The organism is Nisaea sp. (assembly GCF_034670185.1).
Taxonomy (GTDB): Bacteria; Pseudomonadota; Alphaproteobacteria; order Thalassobaculales; family Thalassobaculaceae; genus Nisaea.
In genome coordinates this window covers 292,431-310,558 of sequence record NZ_JAXMNY010000003.1, presented here as the reverse complement: position 1 = coordinate 310,558, position 18,128 = coordinate 292,431, and the positions used below count along the sequence as shown (strand labels likewise).

The 18,128-nt window shown below is 54.3% G+C and carries 13 protein-coding genes, 1 tRNA gene and 1 pseudogene; 12 read left to right on the top strand and 3 right to left on the bottom strand.

Annotated features, from left to right (window positions below):
• Position 1 precedes the first annotated feature (1 nt).
• On the bottom strand, positions 2-664 hold the full coding sequence (locus tag VOI22_RS14995) for a response regulator transcription factor (RefSeq protein WP_323797266.1): 663 nt from the start codon (positions 662-664) through the stop codon (positions 2-4).
• A gap of 547 nt (positions 665-1,211) precedes the next feature.
• Between VOI22_RS14995 and VOI22_RS14990 the strand changes: the two genes are divergently transcribed.
• The 6 genes and pseudogenes from VOI22_RS14990 (at position 1,212) to VOI22_RS14965 (ending at position 10,829) form a co-directional block, all read left to right on the top strand.
• A complete protein-coding gene (locus VOI22_RS14990; RefSeq protein WP_323797265.1) occupies positions 1,212-2,189 on the top strand; it encodes a sensor domain-containing diguanylate cyclase in 978 nt (325 codons plus the stop codon).
• Between the two features lie 639 nt (positions 2,190-2,828).
• The gene (locus tag VOI22_RS14985) at positions 2,829-6,890 is read left to right on the top strand and encodes a response regulator (RefSeq protein ID WP_323797264.1); all 4,062 of its coding nucleotides are present in this window, start codon (positions 2,829-2,831) and stop codon (positions 6,888-6,890) included.
• A 130-nt stretch (positions 6,891-7,020) separates the two neighbouring features.
• Complete coding sequence (locus tag VOI22_RS14980) at positions 7,021-8,076, top strand: HD domain-containing phosphohydrolase (protein WP_323797263.1); 1,056 nt, start codon at positions 7,021-7,023, stop codon at positions 8,074-8,076.
• Positions 8,077-8,279: 203 nt separating this feature from the next.
• Positions 8,280-9,021: pseudogene (locus tag VOI22_RS14975) on the top strand (IS5 family transposase).
• A gap of 157 nt (positions 9,022-9,178) precedes the next feature.
• Entirely contained in the window at positions 9,179-9,700 is a 522-nt protein-coding gene (locus VOI22_RS14970) for a PAS domain-containing protein (protein WP_323797262.1), read from the top strand.
• Between the two features lies 1 nt (position 9,701).
• The gene (locus tag VOI22_RS14965; protein ID WP_323797261.1) at positions 9,702-10,829 is read left to right on the top strand and encodes a methyl-accepting chemotaxis protein; all 1,128 of its coding nucleotides are present in this window, start codon (positions 9,702-9,704) and stop codon (positions 10,827-10,829) included.
• A 159-nt stretch (positions 10,830-10,988) separates the two neighbouring features.
• Here the strand turns inward: VOI22_RS14965 and VOI22_RS14960 are convergent, their stop codons facing one another.
• Positions 10,989-11,684, bottom strand: coding sequence for an IS6 family transposase (locus VOI22_RS14960; RefSeq protein WP_323797260.1), 696 nt, complete (start codon positions 11,682-11,684; stop codon positions 10,989-10,991).
• Between the two features lie 608 nt (positions 11,685-12,292).
• On the opposite strand from VOI22_RS14960, the gene VOI22_RS14955 reads away from it, so the two are divergent.
• Entirely contained in the window at positions 12,293-12,916 is a 624-nt protein-coding gene (locus VOI22_RS14955) for a hypothetical protein (protein ID WP_323797259.1), read from the top strand.
• Positions 12,917-12,958: 42 nt separating this feature from the next.
• Here the strand turns inward: VOI22_RS14955 and VOI22_RS14950 are convergent.
• Positions 12,959-13,033: transfer RNA gene (locus VOI22_RS14950), tRNA-Val, on the bottom strand.
• Between the two features lie 230 nt (positions 13,034-13,263).
• Here VOI22_RS14950 and VOI22_RS14945 point away from each other — a divergent pair.
• The 5 genes from VOI22_RS14945 (at position 13,264) to VOI22_RS14925 (ending at position 18,107) form a co-directional block, all read left to right on the top strand.
• Entirely contained in the window at positions 13,264-14,295 is a 1,032-nt protein-coding gene (locus VOI22_RS14945; protein ID WP_323797258.1) for an N-formylglutamate amidohydrolase, read from the top strand.
• 61 nt (positions 14,296-14,356) lie between these two features.
• Complete coding sequence (locus VOI22_RS14940; protein WP_323797257.1) at positions 14,357-15,205, top strand: transglycosylase SLT domain-containing protein; 849 nt, start codon at positions 14,357-14,359, stop codon at positions 15,203-15,205.
• A 104-nt stretch (positions 15,206-15,309) separates the two neighbouring features.
• The gene (locus tag VOI22_RS14935; RefSeq protein ID WP_323797256.1) at positions 15,310-16,032 is read left to right on the top strand and encodes an HAD family hydrolase; all 723 of its coding nucleotides are present in this window, start codon (positions 15,310-15,312) and stop codon (positions 16,030-16,032) included.
• Between the two features lie 254 nt (positions 16,033-16,286).
• Positions 16,287-17,342: a TRAP transporter substrate-binding protein gene (locus VOI22_RS14930; protein WP_036554907.1), complete on the top strand. Its 1,056-nt coding sequence runs from the start codon at positions 16,287-16,289 to the stop codon at positions 17,340-17,342.
• A 150-nt stretch (positions 17,343-17,492) separates the two neighbouring features.
• Positions 17,493-18,107: a TRAP transporter small permease subunit gene (locus tag VOI22_RS14925; protein WP_323797255.1), complete on the top strand. Its 615-nt coding sequence runs from the start codon at positions 17,493-17,495 to the stop codon at positions 18,105-18,107.
• Positions 18,108-18,128: the final 21 nt, after the last annotated feature.

Below are 18,128 nucleotides of genomic sequence, written 5' to 3'. Positions count from 1 at the left end.
ATCATCTCATTGCCATCGATTCATTGCTATCGATACGAAATTTTATTGCCAACATTACTGCTTCGACGCGAGTGCGAACGCCAAATACATCGTAAATTCGACTGACGTGTTCCTTAACGGTTGCTTCCGATATATTCAATAAAGTCGCAATTTGTTTGTTTGTCTTTCCCCTAACAATTAGATGCAGGACTTGACGCTGACGCTCCGTAATTTTGGGCGCTTCACCGATAGATTTCGACAGCTCTTCCTGGCTTTGATTTTTTGCAATTGCGCCAGACAGCGGCGGAAAATATGTCCCTTCCCGATAAACCTTCAGCGCGAGTTGGAGGACGGTTCTGGCGTTAAAGCTTTTCGGAATGAACCCGGCTGCGCCAGCAGACTTAGCAGCGTAAAGATCTGATTCTCCGATTGCTCCCGAGAAAAGTACAACAGGCGAGTTTCCGTATCTTTTGATCACTCTTTCTAGGTCTATCAATCCGCGACCGCCAGGCATCTTGAAGTCAACCAGGACGAGATCGGGCTGGTCCTCTGCACATTCTAAGTCCAAGGCCGATTGATAACTCCCAGCTTCATAGACTGTCAGGCCGGGGATATTCACCGTGAAAAATTCTGCGAGCGTCTCCCGGAGCACGACTTGGTCTTCTATAATCAGCAGGCTCTTCACTTAGCTCTCCAATCAAAGCCTCGCCTCTAACTCGTACATTGCAGACGAGCAAACCACCCTACGAACGGTGGGGCCGGGCATACACTGGTATGCTCGCTACAAAGCGCCCCAGCGCCCCAGCGGTACTTTGGAGAGCCAACAGATCAACGAACAAAAAATCTAAACTCTAGATTAATACATGTCTCGATACGCCACCGCTATACTGAATGGTCAACAACCACCGACTTACATCCGCCGAGCTTGCAACGATTGCGGCCACCCGAATTTCATTGCTCTAGAATAAACATTTCGCACCTGGGGAGTGCAAGGCACCTGATAGTCAATTGTAATTCAACATATTATTTTTCATATCAGGAGATTGCAATGGCGTCAGGTCATTGTCCGACACCTGGGGTTTTCTGGATAAGGGGTGCGGGCGCTACTAATTATCGCCACTCCGGACGTAGCCATACGTTTGGAGGGCGGCGGTAACACAAGATTTAATCAAATGTAAAAGTTCTTAAATCACAAGACACCTCAGATAGCACCTATATTGAGAGATTTTGAAGTGATTGACACATTTGATGCCGCACCGTCTAAAATCTCTGATCTCATTTTTCGCGAAATTGTCAGCAAAACTGCCGATGCGATCATCGTCATCGATCAAGATCAAAAGCTTGTTTTCTTCAATCGCGCCTCAGAAAAAATGTTTGGCTATGAAGCAAGCGACGTGCTCGGCAAACAACTGGAAGTTCTCTTACCGCACCGTCTGCGACTTTCGCACGCTCATCATGTCGGTGAATTTCTCAAATCATCAATTGACACCAAGTATATGGGAAATCGAAACCAGACCATACTAGGGCGCCGCGCAGATGGTTGCGATATCAAACTCGGGGTAACCATTGTACGCATTCGGGATGGCATGAAGGTTTTATTTGCTGCCGTACTGAGAGATATTGGGTGGCGCGTAGAATTAATTGATGAAATTACCGAGATCGCGCGAAAAGATCCTCTTACGGAAATCACAAACCGGCGACGCTTTGAGGAGATCGCCGAATTCGAGTGGGAGCGTGCGCGTTGCTACAAAACAAGTTTTTCTTTTCTTTTCATCGACATCGATAACTTCAAGACTATAAATGACAGATTTGGACATGATTCTGGCGATTATGTACTGAAAGAATTTTCCCAGATTCTACTAAGATCGATACGGGCGATCGATCATGTGTGCAGGTGGGGTGGCGAAGAGTTTGTTGCAGCTGTTCCCGATACAGATCGGGAAGGAGCTTTAGCCATGGCCGAACGATTCCGGCGCTCCGTCGAAGCTCATAGATTCTCCCTCTCCAATGGAGCCATCCTCGAGGTGACCGTTAGTATCGGAATAGACCATAATATAAACGTGGTTGGGGACATAAGCAGATCAATCCGAAATGCTGATGCAGCACTCTATACCGCCAAACAGGAAGGGCGAAACCGGGTCCTTGTCTACGATCACACCAATCCGACAAAGTTCGGCAGCCCAAGTCTTCAAAATCGTGCTGAAGAATGATCAGGTGATCTAAGACCAAAAGGACGGGCAATATTTCAGCGCCTTCAATCAGAGATTCTTTTGTGATTATATCTATTTGGAACTCAACGAGTTAAGAGTGGCATTATACTCAACTTTCCTCCGGCTGTTGATAAAGCCGGAGCGTCGATGCTCTGAGCCCTTTTGCAAGATAGCTCGCGGTTGTTGCTTTCGAGCTTCAATAAGCATGACGGATTCTCTTCGCTTGCCGATTCCGAGAGCCGTAAAGGCGTATTACCTGCTCGAGCTTTGCGGCAGTTGAGCGCCTTGAAAGACGTATTGGCTGCCGGCCTGCCGGACTGGATAACGTCGAGCGCCACGTCGTCCTCATAGACCCAAAGGTCCAGGTCACGAGAGGAATCCGAAACGTGTCGACGATGTTCGTAAGCTATTGCTTCTCCATTAAATATCTCGCTCGCACCTCTTTCGGGCCACCGGCTTCCAGATGGCCTTCAAGAAGCTTCACCCTTGCCCCCCCTTTGGAGGGGGCAGCAAGAATTTCCTTAATTGGGCCTTAAGGAGTTTGACGGAACATCAAACCCAACCCGTCTGGGATTCTGAACGCCAAATGATGTGAAACACTTAGGGCAACTAATTCTCTTTGGGCTAGAGAATCCGCAAGTGGCCTCTCCGCCAACCATCGCCGTAAGCATCAAATTTGATATCCGCTTTGTTGAAGAAAATCCTGTGAAAACAAATAAAAACCTATCAAGCATCCGGAATGAGTTTGTCGCAAATCTAGCGAAGCAAATAAGGGAAATCGAACAGGTTCTTTTTAATGCGAAGAAGCGCGGGGGGGCGGTCGGTCCGCTGAAAGACCTTCTCGGACTGGTGCACAGTATTGCTGGGAGCGCTGGTGCTTTTGAGTTGGCGAGTGTCTCGGAACAGGCCTATGAGATTGAAAAATTATTGCGACGCATAATTGAAGAAGAGTCGAAACCGACCCTCAATGATTGGGAGTTAATTTCTAATAAGGTTTCACGCCTTACTCGCGCTTTTGAAGCAAGGACAGATTCGAATGTGCCGAACTACGGAGTCCCAAGCGTTTGCGTACATACCGCCTCTCACTCACTAGTCTATATCGTTGATGACAATCACGAAACCAATAGCCAGCTCACCGCGCTTCTCCGGGAGAATGGCTACCGCGTGAAATCATTCTCAAACATAACAGACTTCTCGCGCGCTCTTGCGAACGAAAGCGCGGAAAAACCGAATGTGATTATTCTGGATATCGTCTTCGGCAATCAGCAACGTGCGGGCATCGAAAAACTCGAAGAAATTGCAGCAACCTACCAAGCAGACATCCCCATTATAATTTTGTCCGTCCGCGATGATCTCCCGGCAAGGGTCGATTCACTCAGAGCCGGAGCGGCCCGGTATCTCCGGAAACCGATCGATGCTCGGACACTTCTCCATGTTCTCGGCGACCTGACCGGCCAGGCGTTAGAAGAACCCTACAGAGTGCTTATGCTGGACGACGACAAAGTGCTGCTGGATCTCTATTCGCTACTTCTCGCCAGAGAAGGCATGGAAGTCCGCAGTCTGGACCAGCCGATGCAGTTCTTCGAAGTCCTCGACGAATTCGACCCCGACGTCGTTATTCTGGACGTCTACATGCCCGGTGCAACCGGCCCGGAGCTCGCTGCGGTTTTGCGAGACAGACCGGGGTACTCGGAGATACCTATCCTTTTCCTGTCGGGTGAGAACAACCTCGACGAGCAGCTTGCCGCGCTCGGGCTGGGGGGTGACGATTTCCTGGTAAAGCCTATCGAGAATAAGCATCTGATCGCCGCAGTTTCCGCGCGGGCCAAGCGTTATCGTCAGAGCAGGGCGATGGCTCGACAGGTCCAACAATTGCTTTATGAGAAGGAGCGCGAGCACCTTGCACTCAACCAGCATGCGATCGTCAGCATCGCCGACCGTGCCGGCCGAATCCTATATGTAAACGAGATGTTCTGCCGCGTCAGCGGATACGAAAGAGCGGAACTCCTCGGCGCAAATCACCGAATTGTAAAATCGGGTCTGCATCCCGACGATTTTTATAAGGAATTGTGGTCCACAATTTCCAAAGGACAAATTTGGAGTGGCGAGATTTGCAACACAAGGAAAGATCGCTCTCCATATTGGGTACAGGGTACTATTGTTCCTTTTCTCGATATAAATGGAAAACCCTACCAGTATGTCTCCATTCGAACAGATGTAACGGAGGCTAAAGAGAACCAACTCAAAACTGACTTCAAGAATAGATTGCAAAAACGCATCAACCATTGTGCAGAGAATATAGTCTCCGCGAATGCAGATCAGATCGACTTTGCTATCCATGACGCGATTGCCGAAATAGCGGAAGGCGTAGGGGCGGAACGCGCGTATGTACTGCTTATTTCTGACGACAACCAGCGCGTCGAATGCGCGTCCGAATGGTATGCGAACGGTATAGCGCGCGCACCTGACGACTTCTTAAACACCGAACATAGGGTCGCAACGTGGTGGCGTAGCGAAGTCGAGAAATATGGATTGTGCGTAGCCTCATCGGTGAGTTCTTTGGTGGATGAGGCGGAATATGAACGGACACTGCTTTCAGAAGCGGGGGTTCTGTCTCACTGCTCTGTCGCCCTTCGCAGTCACGGTCAGGTTATCGGTTTGATAGGTTTTGACACTGTTTCTGGGGAGCGAGAGTGGACCCACGAACAGCTCGATATGCTGCCAATTTTAGGTGGTATCGTCGGCAGCGGAATGAAGCGAAAGCGCGCGGAAATCGCTCTCGAAGAGAACAAGGAACGCCTTCGCCGAGGACAGATATTCGCCAACATAGGAACTTGGGACTTCAATATCCAGACCGGAGAACTCTATTGGTCCGAACGGATAGCTCCTCTGTTTGGATACCCTTCTGGGGATCTCAAGACGTCTTACGAAAATTTCCTGGAAGCAGTCTATCCTGACGACCGCCAGCTGGTGATCGACAGCGTGAACGCGTGCATCGAACGAGATGTACCCTACGATATTGAACACCGGGTCATTTGGCCGGACGGGACTGTTAGGTGGCTCTCCGAGCGTGGGGCTGTGGAGCGCTCCGAAGACGGTGAACCGCTCCGAATGCTCGGCGTCGTTCAGGACATCCATGACCGCCGGACAGCCGAGGAGGCGTTATTGGAACGTGAGGTTCAACTCAGGGAAGCACAAGCTCGAGCGAAATTAGGCAATTGGCGACTCGACAAGACGAAAGATCTTTTTGAATGGTCAGACGAGACATATCGGATATTCGGGTATGCCCCCGGATCAGTGAAGCCCACTTCGTCGGTGTTTATGGAGCGCATTCCTTTTGACGACCATGCGATCGTAGAGGACGCGCAAAGACGATCGCTAGAAACCGGACAGTTCGACTTGATTCATCGCGTTCAACGGCCGGACGGAAACGTTATTCACGTGCATGAACTCGCGGATATCAAGCATGACAGCGCTGGCAACATCACCGCCATGACCGGCACTGTGCAGGATATTACCGATCAGAAGGTAGCGGAAGAGCAACTGATTGCGGCTCGCGACGAAGCTGAACGCGCGAACAAGGCAAAGTCTGATTTCTTGTCCAGTATGAGCCACGAGTTGCGCACGCCGATGAATGCCATACTCGGTTTCGGGCAGTTGCTTGCCGCTGATGCCAACCTAAGCGAGGACAATGCCGACAGCGTGCAGGAGATCGTTAAGGCTGGGCAACACCTGCTCGACCTGATCAACGAAGTGCTGGACCTTTCGAGGATAGAGTCTGGAAAGACGGGACTCTCGATCGAATCGATCTCTCTGAAATCCATTATCGATGAATGTCTGCCGATCGCCAAATCACTCGCGCGCAAACGAGAAATCGAAATTCAGGCCATGCTGCCAGATAATTGCCACGCTCGTGCTGACCGGACACGAGTCAAACAGGTCGTACTGAATCTCCTATCGAATGCCGTGAAATATAATAATGATGCTGGTGCGGTAGAGATCATAGTCGAAGAAGTGCCTGATAGCAGGATCAGAGTTTCGGTAACTGATACCGGGCCGGGAATTCCGGAAGAGCGCCTCAACGAGGTATTCGAGCCTTTCAACAGACTGGATGCAAACCAGGGAGACGTTGAAGGCACGGGGATCGGGCTTACGATCAGCAAGAAGATCATTGAACAACTCGGGGGCAGGATCGGAGTCACCTCAGAACTTGGCAAGGGCAGTAAATTCTGGGTCGAGCTACCGAAGGAGGCCAACCCTCTTCCGGAAACTGAGTGTGAAACAACTCCTGAGAGTACGCTCTCAGCGGCTTCAGCCGGAGAAAGCGCACACACGGTTCTCTACATTGAAGACAACCCCGCGAACATTAAACTGATGCGACAGGTCTTCAAGAATCGGAAAAATGTTAATTTTATGACCGCCCATACACCCGAAATAGGGCTTGAATTGGCGCTGACGCATTGTCCGGATCTGATACTGCTCGACATCAACATGCCGCAGATGGACGGCTATGAGGTCCTTCGGGTTCTGAAAAAGGATGCGACTCTCAAATCAGTGCCAATCATCGCTGTAACTGCCAATGCGCACAAAGATGATATCAAGCGCGGAAAAGCCGCCGGATTTGCGGACTACATCACCAAACCTTTGATTATTGACAACCTAAATAAAATTATCGACGAGTTGATTTTCGAAACCGCTTAGAAAATTCACCCCCGGGCAGGCCACGCCATGTCAATGCATTGCCCTGAAGACAGCTCCGGTTCGGGTTCGGAGTCCTGATGCCTAACTGTTGTGTGAGACATGCAAGAGAGAAGACAATCGGAGTGCCGGAATGACTGACGCATATTCTTCCAGCCGCAAAATCATGGTGGTGGACGACGAACCAGCCAATCTCAAGTTGCTGCAGAAGACGCTCAGCCGCCATGGATATGATTGCCTAAGTCTGATTTCGGATTCACGTGAGGTCGTCAAGAGATACACGCTTGATCGGCCGGATCTCATACTCCTCGACCTGAACATGCCGCACCTAGATGGCTTCGAAGTCATGAGCCAGCTCGAGAACCTTGACGATCCGCTGCTTCCTCCAATCGTGGTGCTTACTGCGCAGACTGGTAAGGATTTCGTCTTGCGTGCCCTCACGCTCGGTGCGCGCGATTTTATCAGCAAACCGTTCGACCGCACCGAACTTCTCATGCGGGTTCGGAATCTATTGGATGCCCAACTGGCTCATCGGCTGATCCATGATCAGAAAGCGGAACTCGAGCAAATGGTGCGTTGGCGAACGGAGGAATTAGAGGCAACCCGCCTTGAGGTCGTCCGACGCCTCGGATTGGCCGCGGAATATAGAGACGAGGAGACCGGCAACCACATCTTAAGAATGAGCGGGATCTGTGCCGCAGTGGCGAGAGGCGCGGGCTGGGACGAAGAGAGGTGCCTGCTGATCTTGCACGCCAGCCCGATGCACGACCTGGGCAAGATCGGTATCCCTGACGCGGTTCTGCTGAAACCGGGAAAACTCGATCCAGCAGAATGGAAAATAATGAAATCCCATGCACAAATCGGAGCTGACCTTCTCGCAGGAAACGATTCGTCCTTGATGAGAATGTCGCGCGAAATAGCCCTTACGCACCATGAGAAATGGGATGGTAGTGGATACCCCAATGGTCTTTCCGGGCAAGATATCCCTGAAAGCGGTCGGATTGCAGCACTTGCGGATGTGTTCGATGCGCTGACCTCCGAGCGACCGTATAAAACGGCGTGGTCGATCGAGAAAGCTCTCAACCTGATCGAAGAGCAGCGCGGACAGCATTTCGATCCTCGGTTGGTTGATGTTTTTTTCAACGAGTTAGATCAAATTCTTGAAATAAAGAGGGAACGCGAACATTAGCAAAACACAACCGCGGCATCGGTTGCCTCGCTCGCATTCAATTGAAACGTACTAATCGCAAGCGTGAACCTCAGGGGACGAACCACGTTCAATAAACGAGCCGTTGCCTTAAGCTCAGGAGCCATAAAAGGGATTCCTGTCGAAGTAGTAATGTGATTCAAGCTCCGTAAATGCGGTAAGCTTCTCATGTCAAACTACCATTTCTGGAACCTGAACCAGAATTCACCCGCCTTGAGCCCTTGTTGCCGAACAAGCCGCGTGGGATTCCTCGGGTTGATAACCGTCGTCTCATTTCCGGGATCATCCATGTGTTCCGGGGGCGGCCTGATGTGGCGCGATGCGCCGGCGACCTATGAACAACCGAAGACGCTCTACAATCGGTTCATTCGCTGGAGCCGGGCCGGCGTGTTCGACCGGATCTTCCCCACGCTGGCTTCGGTGAGCACTTCAACCGACACCACGATGATCGACGCGACACATCTGAAAGCCCACCGCAGCGCTGCCTCGCTCCTTAAAAAGGGGCTATTTCCCGCCATATCGGACGTACCAAGGCGATCTGAACTCCAAACTACGCTCGGTCTGCGATGGTTATGGCAAGCCCCTGATCTTGCTCGTGACGGGAGGGCGGGTCGGCCGATTATAGCGGGGCCGCGACCGTCTTACCGGCCTTGCGACAGGCGGATATCCTGATTGCAGAACATGACTATGACAGCGATTGGTTCCACCACGCGCCACCGACCGGGGCGGCCAGCCGTGCATTCCGGGCGGTAAAAATCGCGAGCAGCGCATCGACTATGGCGCCGACCGATACAAGCAGCCAACCGCATCAAGCGCATGTTCGCCCTCCTCAAGGACTGGCGACGCATCTTATCGCACTGCGACCGATGCGCTCACACCTTCATGAGCGCTATATGCATCGCCGCAAACGTCATCTTCTGGTTATGAATCCCAAACCTAGAGCGCATCAGATACCCAAGGATTTAAGGCTCTCCATAGTAACTGTTTAAATACACCCTCCCCTCCGTTGGTAGGGAGAGCGCTCAACCTTGCCTTAATGAGAAGCGCGTTAAGCATAGTTGGTCGCTTAGTGGAGGAGCAGAATTTGAATTTCACCGGTAAAGAAGTATTTTTTGATCGCGATGATCTCATCGTGAGCAAAACAGATCCACAAGGCCGCCTTACATATGTAAATCACACTTTTCTTGAAATAGCTGAATACACTGAAGAAGAATGCGTTGGCCAACAGCACAACATGATCCGCAATCCGAACATGCCACGAGCGGTATTCGAGCTGTTGTGGAAAACTATCGCCAATGGCGATGAAATCTTCGCTTACGTCGTCAATGCAACCAAATCAGGTGGTCATTATTGGGTAATCGCCCACGTGACGCCCAGCATCGTGAATGGGCAGATCGTCGGCTACCATTCGACACGCCGTGTGCCGAATGGGGAAACCATTCGCAGCACTATCATGCCTCTCTACGACCGTCTCCAGTCGGTCGAGAAATCCAACTCGCTGAAGAAGGATGCGCTTGCCGCATCGGTTGGCGCCCTCAACGACATGCTGAGGGAAAAAGGCGTGACATATAATGAATTCATTTCAAACCTGATGAAGAGTGACTGACATGTTTATGCGCAACAGCAAGCCCAAGAATGGGTCATTCGCCACCATCAGTGACGAAAGAATCGGCGATATTCTGGACGTTCTCGAAAAGGTTTGCCTCGGCGATTTCGAAGCGCGGGTCAATAACATCACGACGGCCCAAGGCCGAGAGAGAGAGCTTTGCGTCAAGCTCAACGAGATGATCGACCGCGCCGATGCCTATGTTCGCGAGTCCAGAGCTTGCCTCGGCTTCATCGCGAAAAACCAGTATTTCCGACGAATTTCGGAGAACGGCATGCTCGGAGCCTACCGGGAGGCTTCGCAAGCAATCAACGTGGCCGCTGACGGCGTTGAAGAGAAGATGAACCGGTTTGGTGAAATGGTGGAGTCCATTGCCGGAGCTGCACGAGATCTCAACGAGAATTCCGGAACATTGCAGAAAGCCGCCACCATGGCGAGTGACCGCGTTGGTGCTGTCGCGGCAGCAGCAGAAGAGGCTGGAACGAATACCCAAACCGTGGCCGCGTCTGCAGAGCAATTGAACGCCTCCATTCAGGAGATCAACCAACAGGTCGCTGAGTCGAGCACGATGGCGGCCGACGCCAAAGACCGTGCCGGCGAAGCTAACGCGTTGATTGGAGGGCTCTCGGAAGCCTCCGAAAAGATTGGCGGCGTTGTCAAACTGATCAACGACATCGCCGGGCAAACCAACCTGCTGGCTCTCAATGCCACCATCGAGGCGGCCAGGGCCGGAGATGCCGGAAAGGGGTTCGCGGTCGTGGCCGCGGAAGTCAAGGGGTTGGCAGGCCAGACGGCCACAGCGACAGACGAAATCAAAAAGCAGATCGATGATATTCAGGAAGCCACCCGGCACGCCGTCAGGGCAATCAACGAGATTACCGAGAAGGTCACAATTTTCAGCGATGTAACGACATCCATATCGGCGGCCGTCGAGGAGCAGGGCGCAGCCACTCAGGAAATCACCCGTAATGTTCAAGAGACGTCGGCAGGTGTCAGTGAGGTGACGGAGAGTATCGTCTCGGTCAGTGGTAATGTCGATCAGGTGAACGACGTGAGCGGGAAACTCTTTTCCGTCGCAGAAGGCCTCTCAGGGCAAGCAGAGGCTCTGTCCAGAATTCTTCGGGATTAGTCCACGATCCAAGTCGCGGGTGCGGTCAGCCCCGAGACAAGCGAATGCGATAAATCGAGCCAGCAAGTTCGATGTCTGTACGGATGTCGTGCTTGGTGAGCGGGAGGGCGTAGTCAGAGCAACTCGTAAAGACTGAGGGGATCGCCAAAATTTTGGCGCTCATGCTGCGAGTTGACGCCACTCGCCCAAAGCGCAGGTCCGGTTGTGTTTGAAGATCTCACGGGTAGTCAGGTGCCGCTCGAGATTGAAAAGATTGTGGAATGAGGCATGGGCCGCGGGGAATTTTTGCAGGATCTTTACGTCGCGAAATTTCGACATCGCCTCTTCCCTTCGTCGGAATGGCTGGTGTGAATTTTCCGCCCGGTTGTTAAGGCGTCCACCACATTCTTGGCGCTTGGCGTTGCCGATAACATTCATCGCAGCACGGTATGGCGGAAGTCGATCCGTCACGACGGCATTTGGCTGGCCATAGCGCTTCATCGCGCACTTCAGAAATTTCAAAGCAGCGCTGCGTTCACGACGTTTCGTGACGAAGACCTCCAGAACCTCGCCCTCATGGTCTACAGCGCGCCAAAGGTAATGTGTTTCTCCATTGATCCGGACAAACACTTCGTCGAGGTGCCAACGCCAATTTGAGAAGAATCGCCGATCAGCCCGCCGCGTCCTGCTCTCTGCAGCAAAAATCGGCCCGAAGCGGTTCCACCAGAACCGGACGGTTTCGTGGCTGATGTCGATACCGCGCTCGAACAATAGGTCTTCAACCTGCCGGAGCGACAAAGCGTATCGCACGTACATCATCACGGCGAGGCGGATGATCTCCGGCGAACTGTTGAAATATCGGAATGGATTCCTCATCCATCAAAGCTACGAACCGCGCGCTTGCGCCTCAAGCCAGATTAGTCTGACAAAGCCCCCAAAAGCGAGCAATTCAAACTCGGCGGTTTCTGGATCGGAAAGGAATCCGATTCCCCAGGATCCAACTATTACCGTTACTGGTACCCGAATGACGGAAGAAAAAAGGTTAAGCGTGCGTCTCTTGGCACAGCAGATTGGGAAGCTGCCAAGCAAGCGCTCGCCCAATTCGTCCAGCTAGAGCATTCAGAAGGGCCATCTGGCCCGGAAGACATTTGCCTGACAATTGTACTCAAGAAGTACTTGCTGAGCGTGACCGACCGAAAGCCATTCGCGGAGCAGGCCAGGATCTCGGGTGCGCATATGTTGAAGTTCTTTGGAGCAGAAGCTCGTTTGTCGGACGTGTCACCCCGCATCCAGCGAGAGTTTATGCACTATAGCTCGAAGAAGCTGAAACATAGAGTCAGCACAATTGCCCGCACATTGTCGGTCCTCAACGCCGCCAAGAACTTCGCAATCCGGAATGAAATCGCAACACTCGCACCCGCGATCTTGTGTGATCCGTCTTACGTGGCTGAAACCCTAGACCAGGATAGGCCTGAACCCAGGGCATGGATCCCGTCGATCAAACAGATGGCGAACTATTCAACTGGGTTTGCTCCAAACCTCGGCGCGAGCACCAGTTCTGGTTCCTGTTCGGAATGCTGAACACCGGGGCCCGTCCGGCCGCAGTCCTGGAACTGGGACGCAACCAGGTCGAATGGGATCACCAACTCGAGCATCTGAATCCACCCGGTCGACGCCAGCAGCTGCGCAAGCTGCGTCCGTCGATCCGCATATCAAACTGCCTTTGGGACTGGATGCATTATCGCGATAATTGGGAGCACTGGGTCGGCTATGGGCAGAACAACCAACCGATTGCAAACATGAAGAACATGGCCAAGCGCGTCAGAGCCGAACTCGGTTGGGAAGAATATTGTACTTACTCGATTCGACATTTCGTCTCGACGCACCTCTACGCAAGGATGCGTGCCAATGGCGTCGCGGATGCGAAGCAGCAACTTGCCTACGTACTCGGGCACAGTGGCGAGCTGAACAGCACAACAGATCGCTATATCAAATACAGCCCGGATTTCATGTCGGCGCCCATCGATGCCGTGGATGATCTGATGAAAGACATCCAGGAACATACCAAGTACGAGCTGTTTGCACCCAAAACGCACCCAAAGCCCTGATTTTCAGAACTGACGAAACGCCGAAAAATCTAATGAAAATAATGGTGGGCGCGACTGGGATTGAACCAGTGACCCCTACGATGTCAACGTAGTGCTCTCCCGCTGAGCTACGCGCCCTATATCCTGCGGCATCGGGAAAAGTGCGCCGCGAAGGAGGCGTGTGTATAGCCAGCGGCATTCGGATTTGCAAGACCTGATTTAACGGTTTTTCGCCCGGATTTCGTATGACCGCTTCGGCAGCCATCACTGACCGTGCGCCCGGCCAAGGATACGACCCTCTTCTTGGTTTGCCCGTTCCGAATTCCATATTAGGGTGAGGTGAAATTCGCCGGTCCGGGAGACTGCGCTTGAGTGCCGATAAAATGACAGGGAATGCCGTCGGAGACGCGACGGCCGGGGACAGGCTCGAAGATGTCGCCTCGACGCTGATTGAGCCGGGTTTCCTCTGCTCTGGCGATGTGGCCGCGCATCCGGCTCCGGCGGTTCCCGACGAGATTGCCGGCGTTTACCGGATTGAACGCCCCGCACACGCCAACAGCCCGCTTGTCGTCGCCTCACCGCACAGCGGCCGTCTCTATCCACAGGATCTGCTGGACGCCACCCGGCTCGACCCGATGGATTTGCGGTCTTCTGAAGACAGCTTCATGGAGCAGGTGCTTGAGGGGGCCAATCAGGCCGGGGCGGCTCTGCTGACCGCTCTTTTCCCGCGGGTCTATGTCGATGTGAACCGTGAGCCCTTCGAACTTGATCCAAGCATGTTCTCCGATCCCCTGCCCGATGGCGCCGCGACCGACAGCATCCGCATTTCGGCGGGGCTCGGAACCATTGCCCGCGTGGTCGCCAATTCCGAGCCGGTTTACGCCCAAAAGCTCTCCTTTGAAGATGCCGCGCACCGCATCGGTAATTACTACGCGCCTTACCACCGGGCCCTGCAAAGGCTGATCGCCGAAGCGCTCGAGCAATTCGGTTTCTGCCTTCTGATCGACGGGCATTCCATGCCGTCCAGTGCCGTGCGCCATGTTCGCAGCGAACGCCGCCCGATCGATATCGTCCTGGGCGACTGCCATGGCGTGACCGCCGCTCAGGCTTTTACCGAACAAGCGGAGACGTTCTTCAGGGAGCGTCACTACACCGTGCGGCGCAACAGCCCCTATGCCGGCGGATTCGTGACCCGGCATTACGGCCGGCCGGAGGTTGGCGTTCATGTCCTGCAGATCGAGATCAACCGCGCCCTTTACATGGACGAGCGGCGGATCGAGCCACGGGCTGGTATCGAACCGCTGAAGAAGGACATCACGGCTCTGCTGAGCGCTCTGTCGGACACCGCGCGGCGCATGGCCGAGGACGGCACGGCCTCCATCCGCGCGGCAGCTGAATAGCCAGCAAATCAAATAATCGGCACGGTCCTTGCTTATATCTCCGGGTCACAGGAGAAAGACCATGCGCTATCTATCGATGCCGATCATTTTTGCCGCGATTGTCATTGCCACACTCGGCCTGCTCGCCGCGCCCAAGGCGCACGCACTCGGGCCGTCGGACAAGATATGCGCCAATGCGACCCGTCATGCCGAGCAAGAGCATCGTCTGCCGAAGCACCTGCTGTTCGCGATCTCCCTCAAGGAAACCGGACGCTGGAATGATGAGCGCAAGGAAAGCTACACTTGGCCCTGGACGGTGACGTCCGGTGGCGAGGGCCGCCATTATCCGACGGTATTCGCCGCCATGGCCGAAGTGCGCCGACTGCTCGCCAAGGGCACCACGAACATCGATGTCGGCTGCATGCAGATCAACCTGCGCTACCACGGCACCGCCTTCGAGGATCTTGCCGAGGCTTTCGATCCGCTGAAGAACACCGACTACGCGGCCCGCTTCCTGACCGAGTTGAAAGAGCGGCACGGATCCTGGCGGGATGCGACCGAGCACTATCATTCCGGCAACAGCGTGCGCGGCAAAAACTACCGGGACGCTGTATCCAAGCTGCAGCAGAAAGCCTACAGGGGCGAAGCCGTGACCATGGCCGATCCCTCCACCGATAATCTGACACTCGCGTCAGGCGCGGCAGATCGTGCCGACGCCCTGACCGCGAAAGCGCTGGCCCGCAAGGAACAGCAAGCCATCGAACAGGCCCTGCGTGACGAACGAGCGGCCCGGCAACGGGAGATCGCCGAGAAAAGAGCCCTGCAGCTGCGCCAGGAATTTGAGGATCGTAAAGCCCGCCTGCTTGCCGCCTGGGAACAGCGAAAAGCCGCAAGGCGGGTCAAATCCGGCATTCTCGCCTCGGCCAATTAATCAGCCTCCGCCAACGGCCTGGCGCCTTCGCAAACAGCCCTTGCAGATCCATGCGAGCCGGGCGAGCTTAACCTCCCTTGCCACCCAAATTCATGGAGCCGCCAATGCCCGGGCCTATCCGCGGGGTGCTGTTCGACAAGGACGGTACGCTGATCGATTTCGAGAAAACCTGGCTCCCAGGACTGCTGTCTGCCGCACGGCAGCTTGCCGCGACCCATAATATAGAGACCGACGTCGATAGCCTGACCCGGGCCGCCGGAGGCGATCCCGAAAAGGGTGCGGTTGCTCCCGGGACCTTGCTCGCACAAGGCACGGCAACCGAAGTAGCCGCGCTATGGTGCCGACTGGTCCCCGCTTTGCCCGCAGTCGAGGAGACCGCCGCATGGCTTGACGCCTATTGGCTCGATCACGCGGCCCGCAATCTGGCTCCTGCCTGCGATCTTCGCGAGTTGTTCCTCACTCTTCGCGCCCGGGACATCCGAATCGCGATCGTCACAAATGATGCCGAACGTGGCGCATGGGACATGGTCGACGCGCTGGGCCTGAGGGATCTGGTCGATTTCGTTGCCGGCTACGATAGCGGGCACACACCGAAACCGGCGCCAGATATGCTCGAAGCCTTCCTGCGCACCGGAGGCATGGCAGCGGCCGAGACAGTCATGGTTGGCGATAGCCGGGCGGACATGGAAGCCGGACGTGCCGCAGGGTGCCGTGCCACGATTGGGGTCCTCACGGGCGCCACCCCAGAGCCGCAACTGGCCGCTTTGGCGGACTTTATCATCCCCGATGCGGGGCATCTTCCGAACCTGCTTTTACAGGTGCACTGACCTGAAAAGACAAGAAATTCAAGCATAATAACGTATACACAAACGCATTTCCTCCTGACGGAAAAACCCCGCCCCCCAAGCCCTCTGCGAAATTGAAGGCTTTGACGGCGTGTTAAATCACGGCAATACTTCGCGCACCACGGGACCAAGACGCTTCGGATATCGTCCGGGGATGAAAAAATTTCACTGTGGAATGAAGCTAAAGAGGCCCGGATAACCGGGTCCGAAAGCGGATTGAACAAGGGAGGAAGTTCATGAAATCGGGTTTTCTGAAATCATTCGGCATGCTTGCGATCGCCTCGACGATCGCCATCGGCCTCGGCTCAAATGATGCCGAAGCCAAGAAAGTACGCTGGAAAATGCATGCTGCTTTCGGTCAGAACGTAAAAGTTCTCGGCCAGCCGCCGCACCGCATTTCCAAGGGCATCGACCGTATGTCCGACGGCGACTTCGACATTAAGGTATTCGAGCCAGGCGCACTTGCCGGCGGTTATGCCTACTACGATCCGGTAAGCCAGGGCGCGATCGACTCCGCCTTCGGAACATCGGGCGCCAACCAGGGTAAAAACTCTGCCTTTGCATTCCTGTCGACCTGGCCGTTCGGCCCGGCCGCGCCGGAATTCGTGGCTTGGTTCAAGTATGGCGGCGGTGTGGAGATCGGCACTGAACTCTACGCTCGCGACAACATCAAGTTCCTGCTCTGCGGCATGATCCCGCCGGAAACCTCCGGCTGGTTCCGCGAGGAGATCAAGAGCCTCGATCAGCTGAAGGGCCTGAAAATGCGCTTCTTCGGTATCGGCGCGAAGGTGATGCAGAAGTTCGGCGTTTCGACCCAGCAGCTTGCGGGCGGCGACATCTACCCGGCTCTGGAGCGTGGCACCATTGACGCCACCGAGTTCTCCATGCCGGCGATCGACCGGTCCTACGGCTTCTATCAGATCGCCAAGTACAACTACTTCCCCGGCTGGCATCAGCAGTCCACGTCCAACGAATTGCTGATCAACATGGACAAGTGGAATGCGTTGTCCGACGGCCAGCAGGCGATGCTTGAGATCTCCTGTGACAAGAACATCACGGACATGATCGCCGACGGCGAAGCGTCCCAGTTCGAAGCCATGATCGCCAACGAGAAAGACGGCGTGAAAAACATGACTTGGCCGGACTCAGTCCTCGACCAGCTGCGTGGCGCCTGGAACGAGGTTCTTGCCGAAGAACTGGCGTCCAACCCGGACGTGAAAGTTCTCTGGGACAGCTTCACCAAGTTCCACACTGGCTACAAAGTCTGGGGTGACCGCGGTTACCTGAAATAAGACAGAACACATGCGGGAGACTCCGGGCGGAGTCTCCCGCCTCTTTCTTTGTGCCCGTGCCGGGCACAGCGGATACGTCGGCTCACCGCGTCCTGCGAACCAGGCCCAGCCGCTCATTCCGGTCCACTCTAGGAAATTGAGGTTTCAGATATGAAAGCCGCACTGAATATTGCGAGCGTTCTGGATCGCTTCTCGCGCAAGGCGGGCCAGGCCGGGGCTTGGCTTATACTGCCGCTCGTCTTCGTCATCATGTTCGACGTGGTCACCCGTAAGGTCGACTTCATCAGGCTCTATTTTTCAGATTTCTCCATCGAGTACGGCTATTCGGTGTCCACGATCCTGCAGGATTTCGAATGGCACTTGCACGGCGTCATTCTGCTGTTGACCTTCGGTTTCGGCTATCTCGCCAACGCCCATGTCCGCGTCGATGTGTTCCGTGAGCACATCCATCCGCGCAAGCAGGCCTGGCTTGAGTTTATCGGCCTGTTTGTCATGGCCGTTCCCTTCCTCTTCCTGGTCGGCTGGCAGTCCTGGATCCTCATGGCGATTTCCTATCACCAGGGCGAAGGCTCGGAATCCCTCACCGGCATTCCGTGGCGCTATGTCATCAAGTCTTTCATGATCATCGGTGTGGTTGTGTTGAGCATGGCCGTCGTGGCCACGCTGTTCCGCCTCGCCGCCTATCTGTTCGGGTCCAGAGAAGAGCATGAAGAAGCTCGGGATTCGCTCGAAATCTTCAACTACGAACATCACCGGCCGGAATGAAAAATGAACAACGAAAAACCG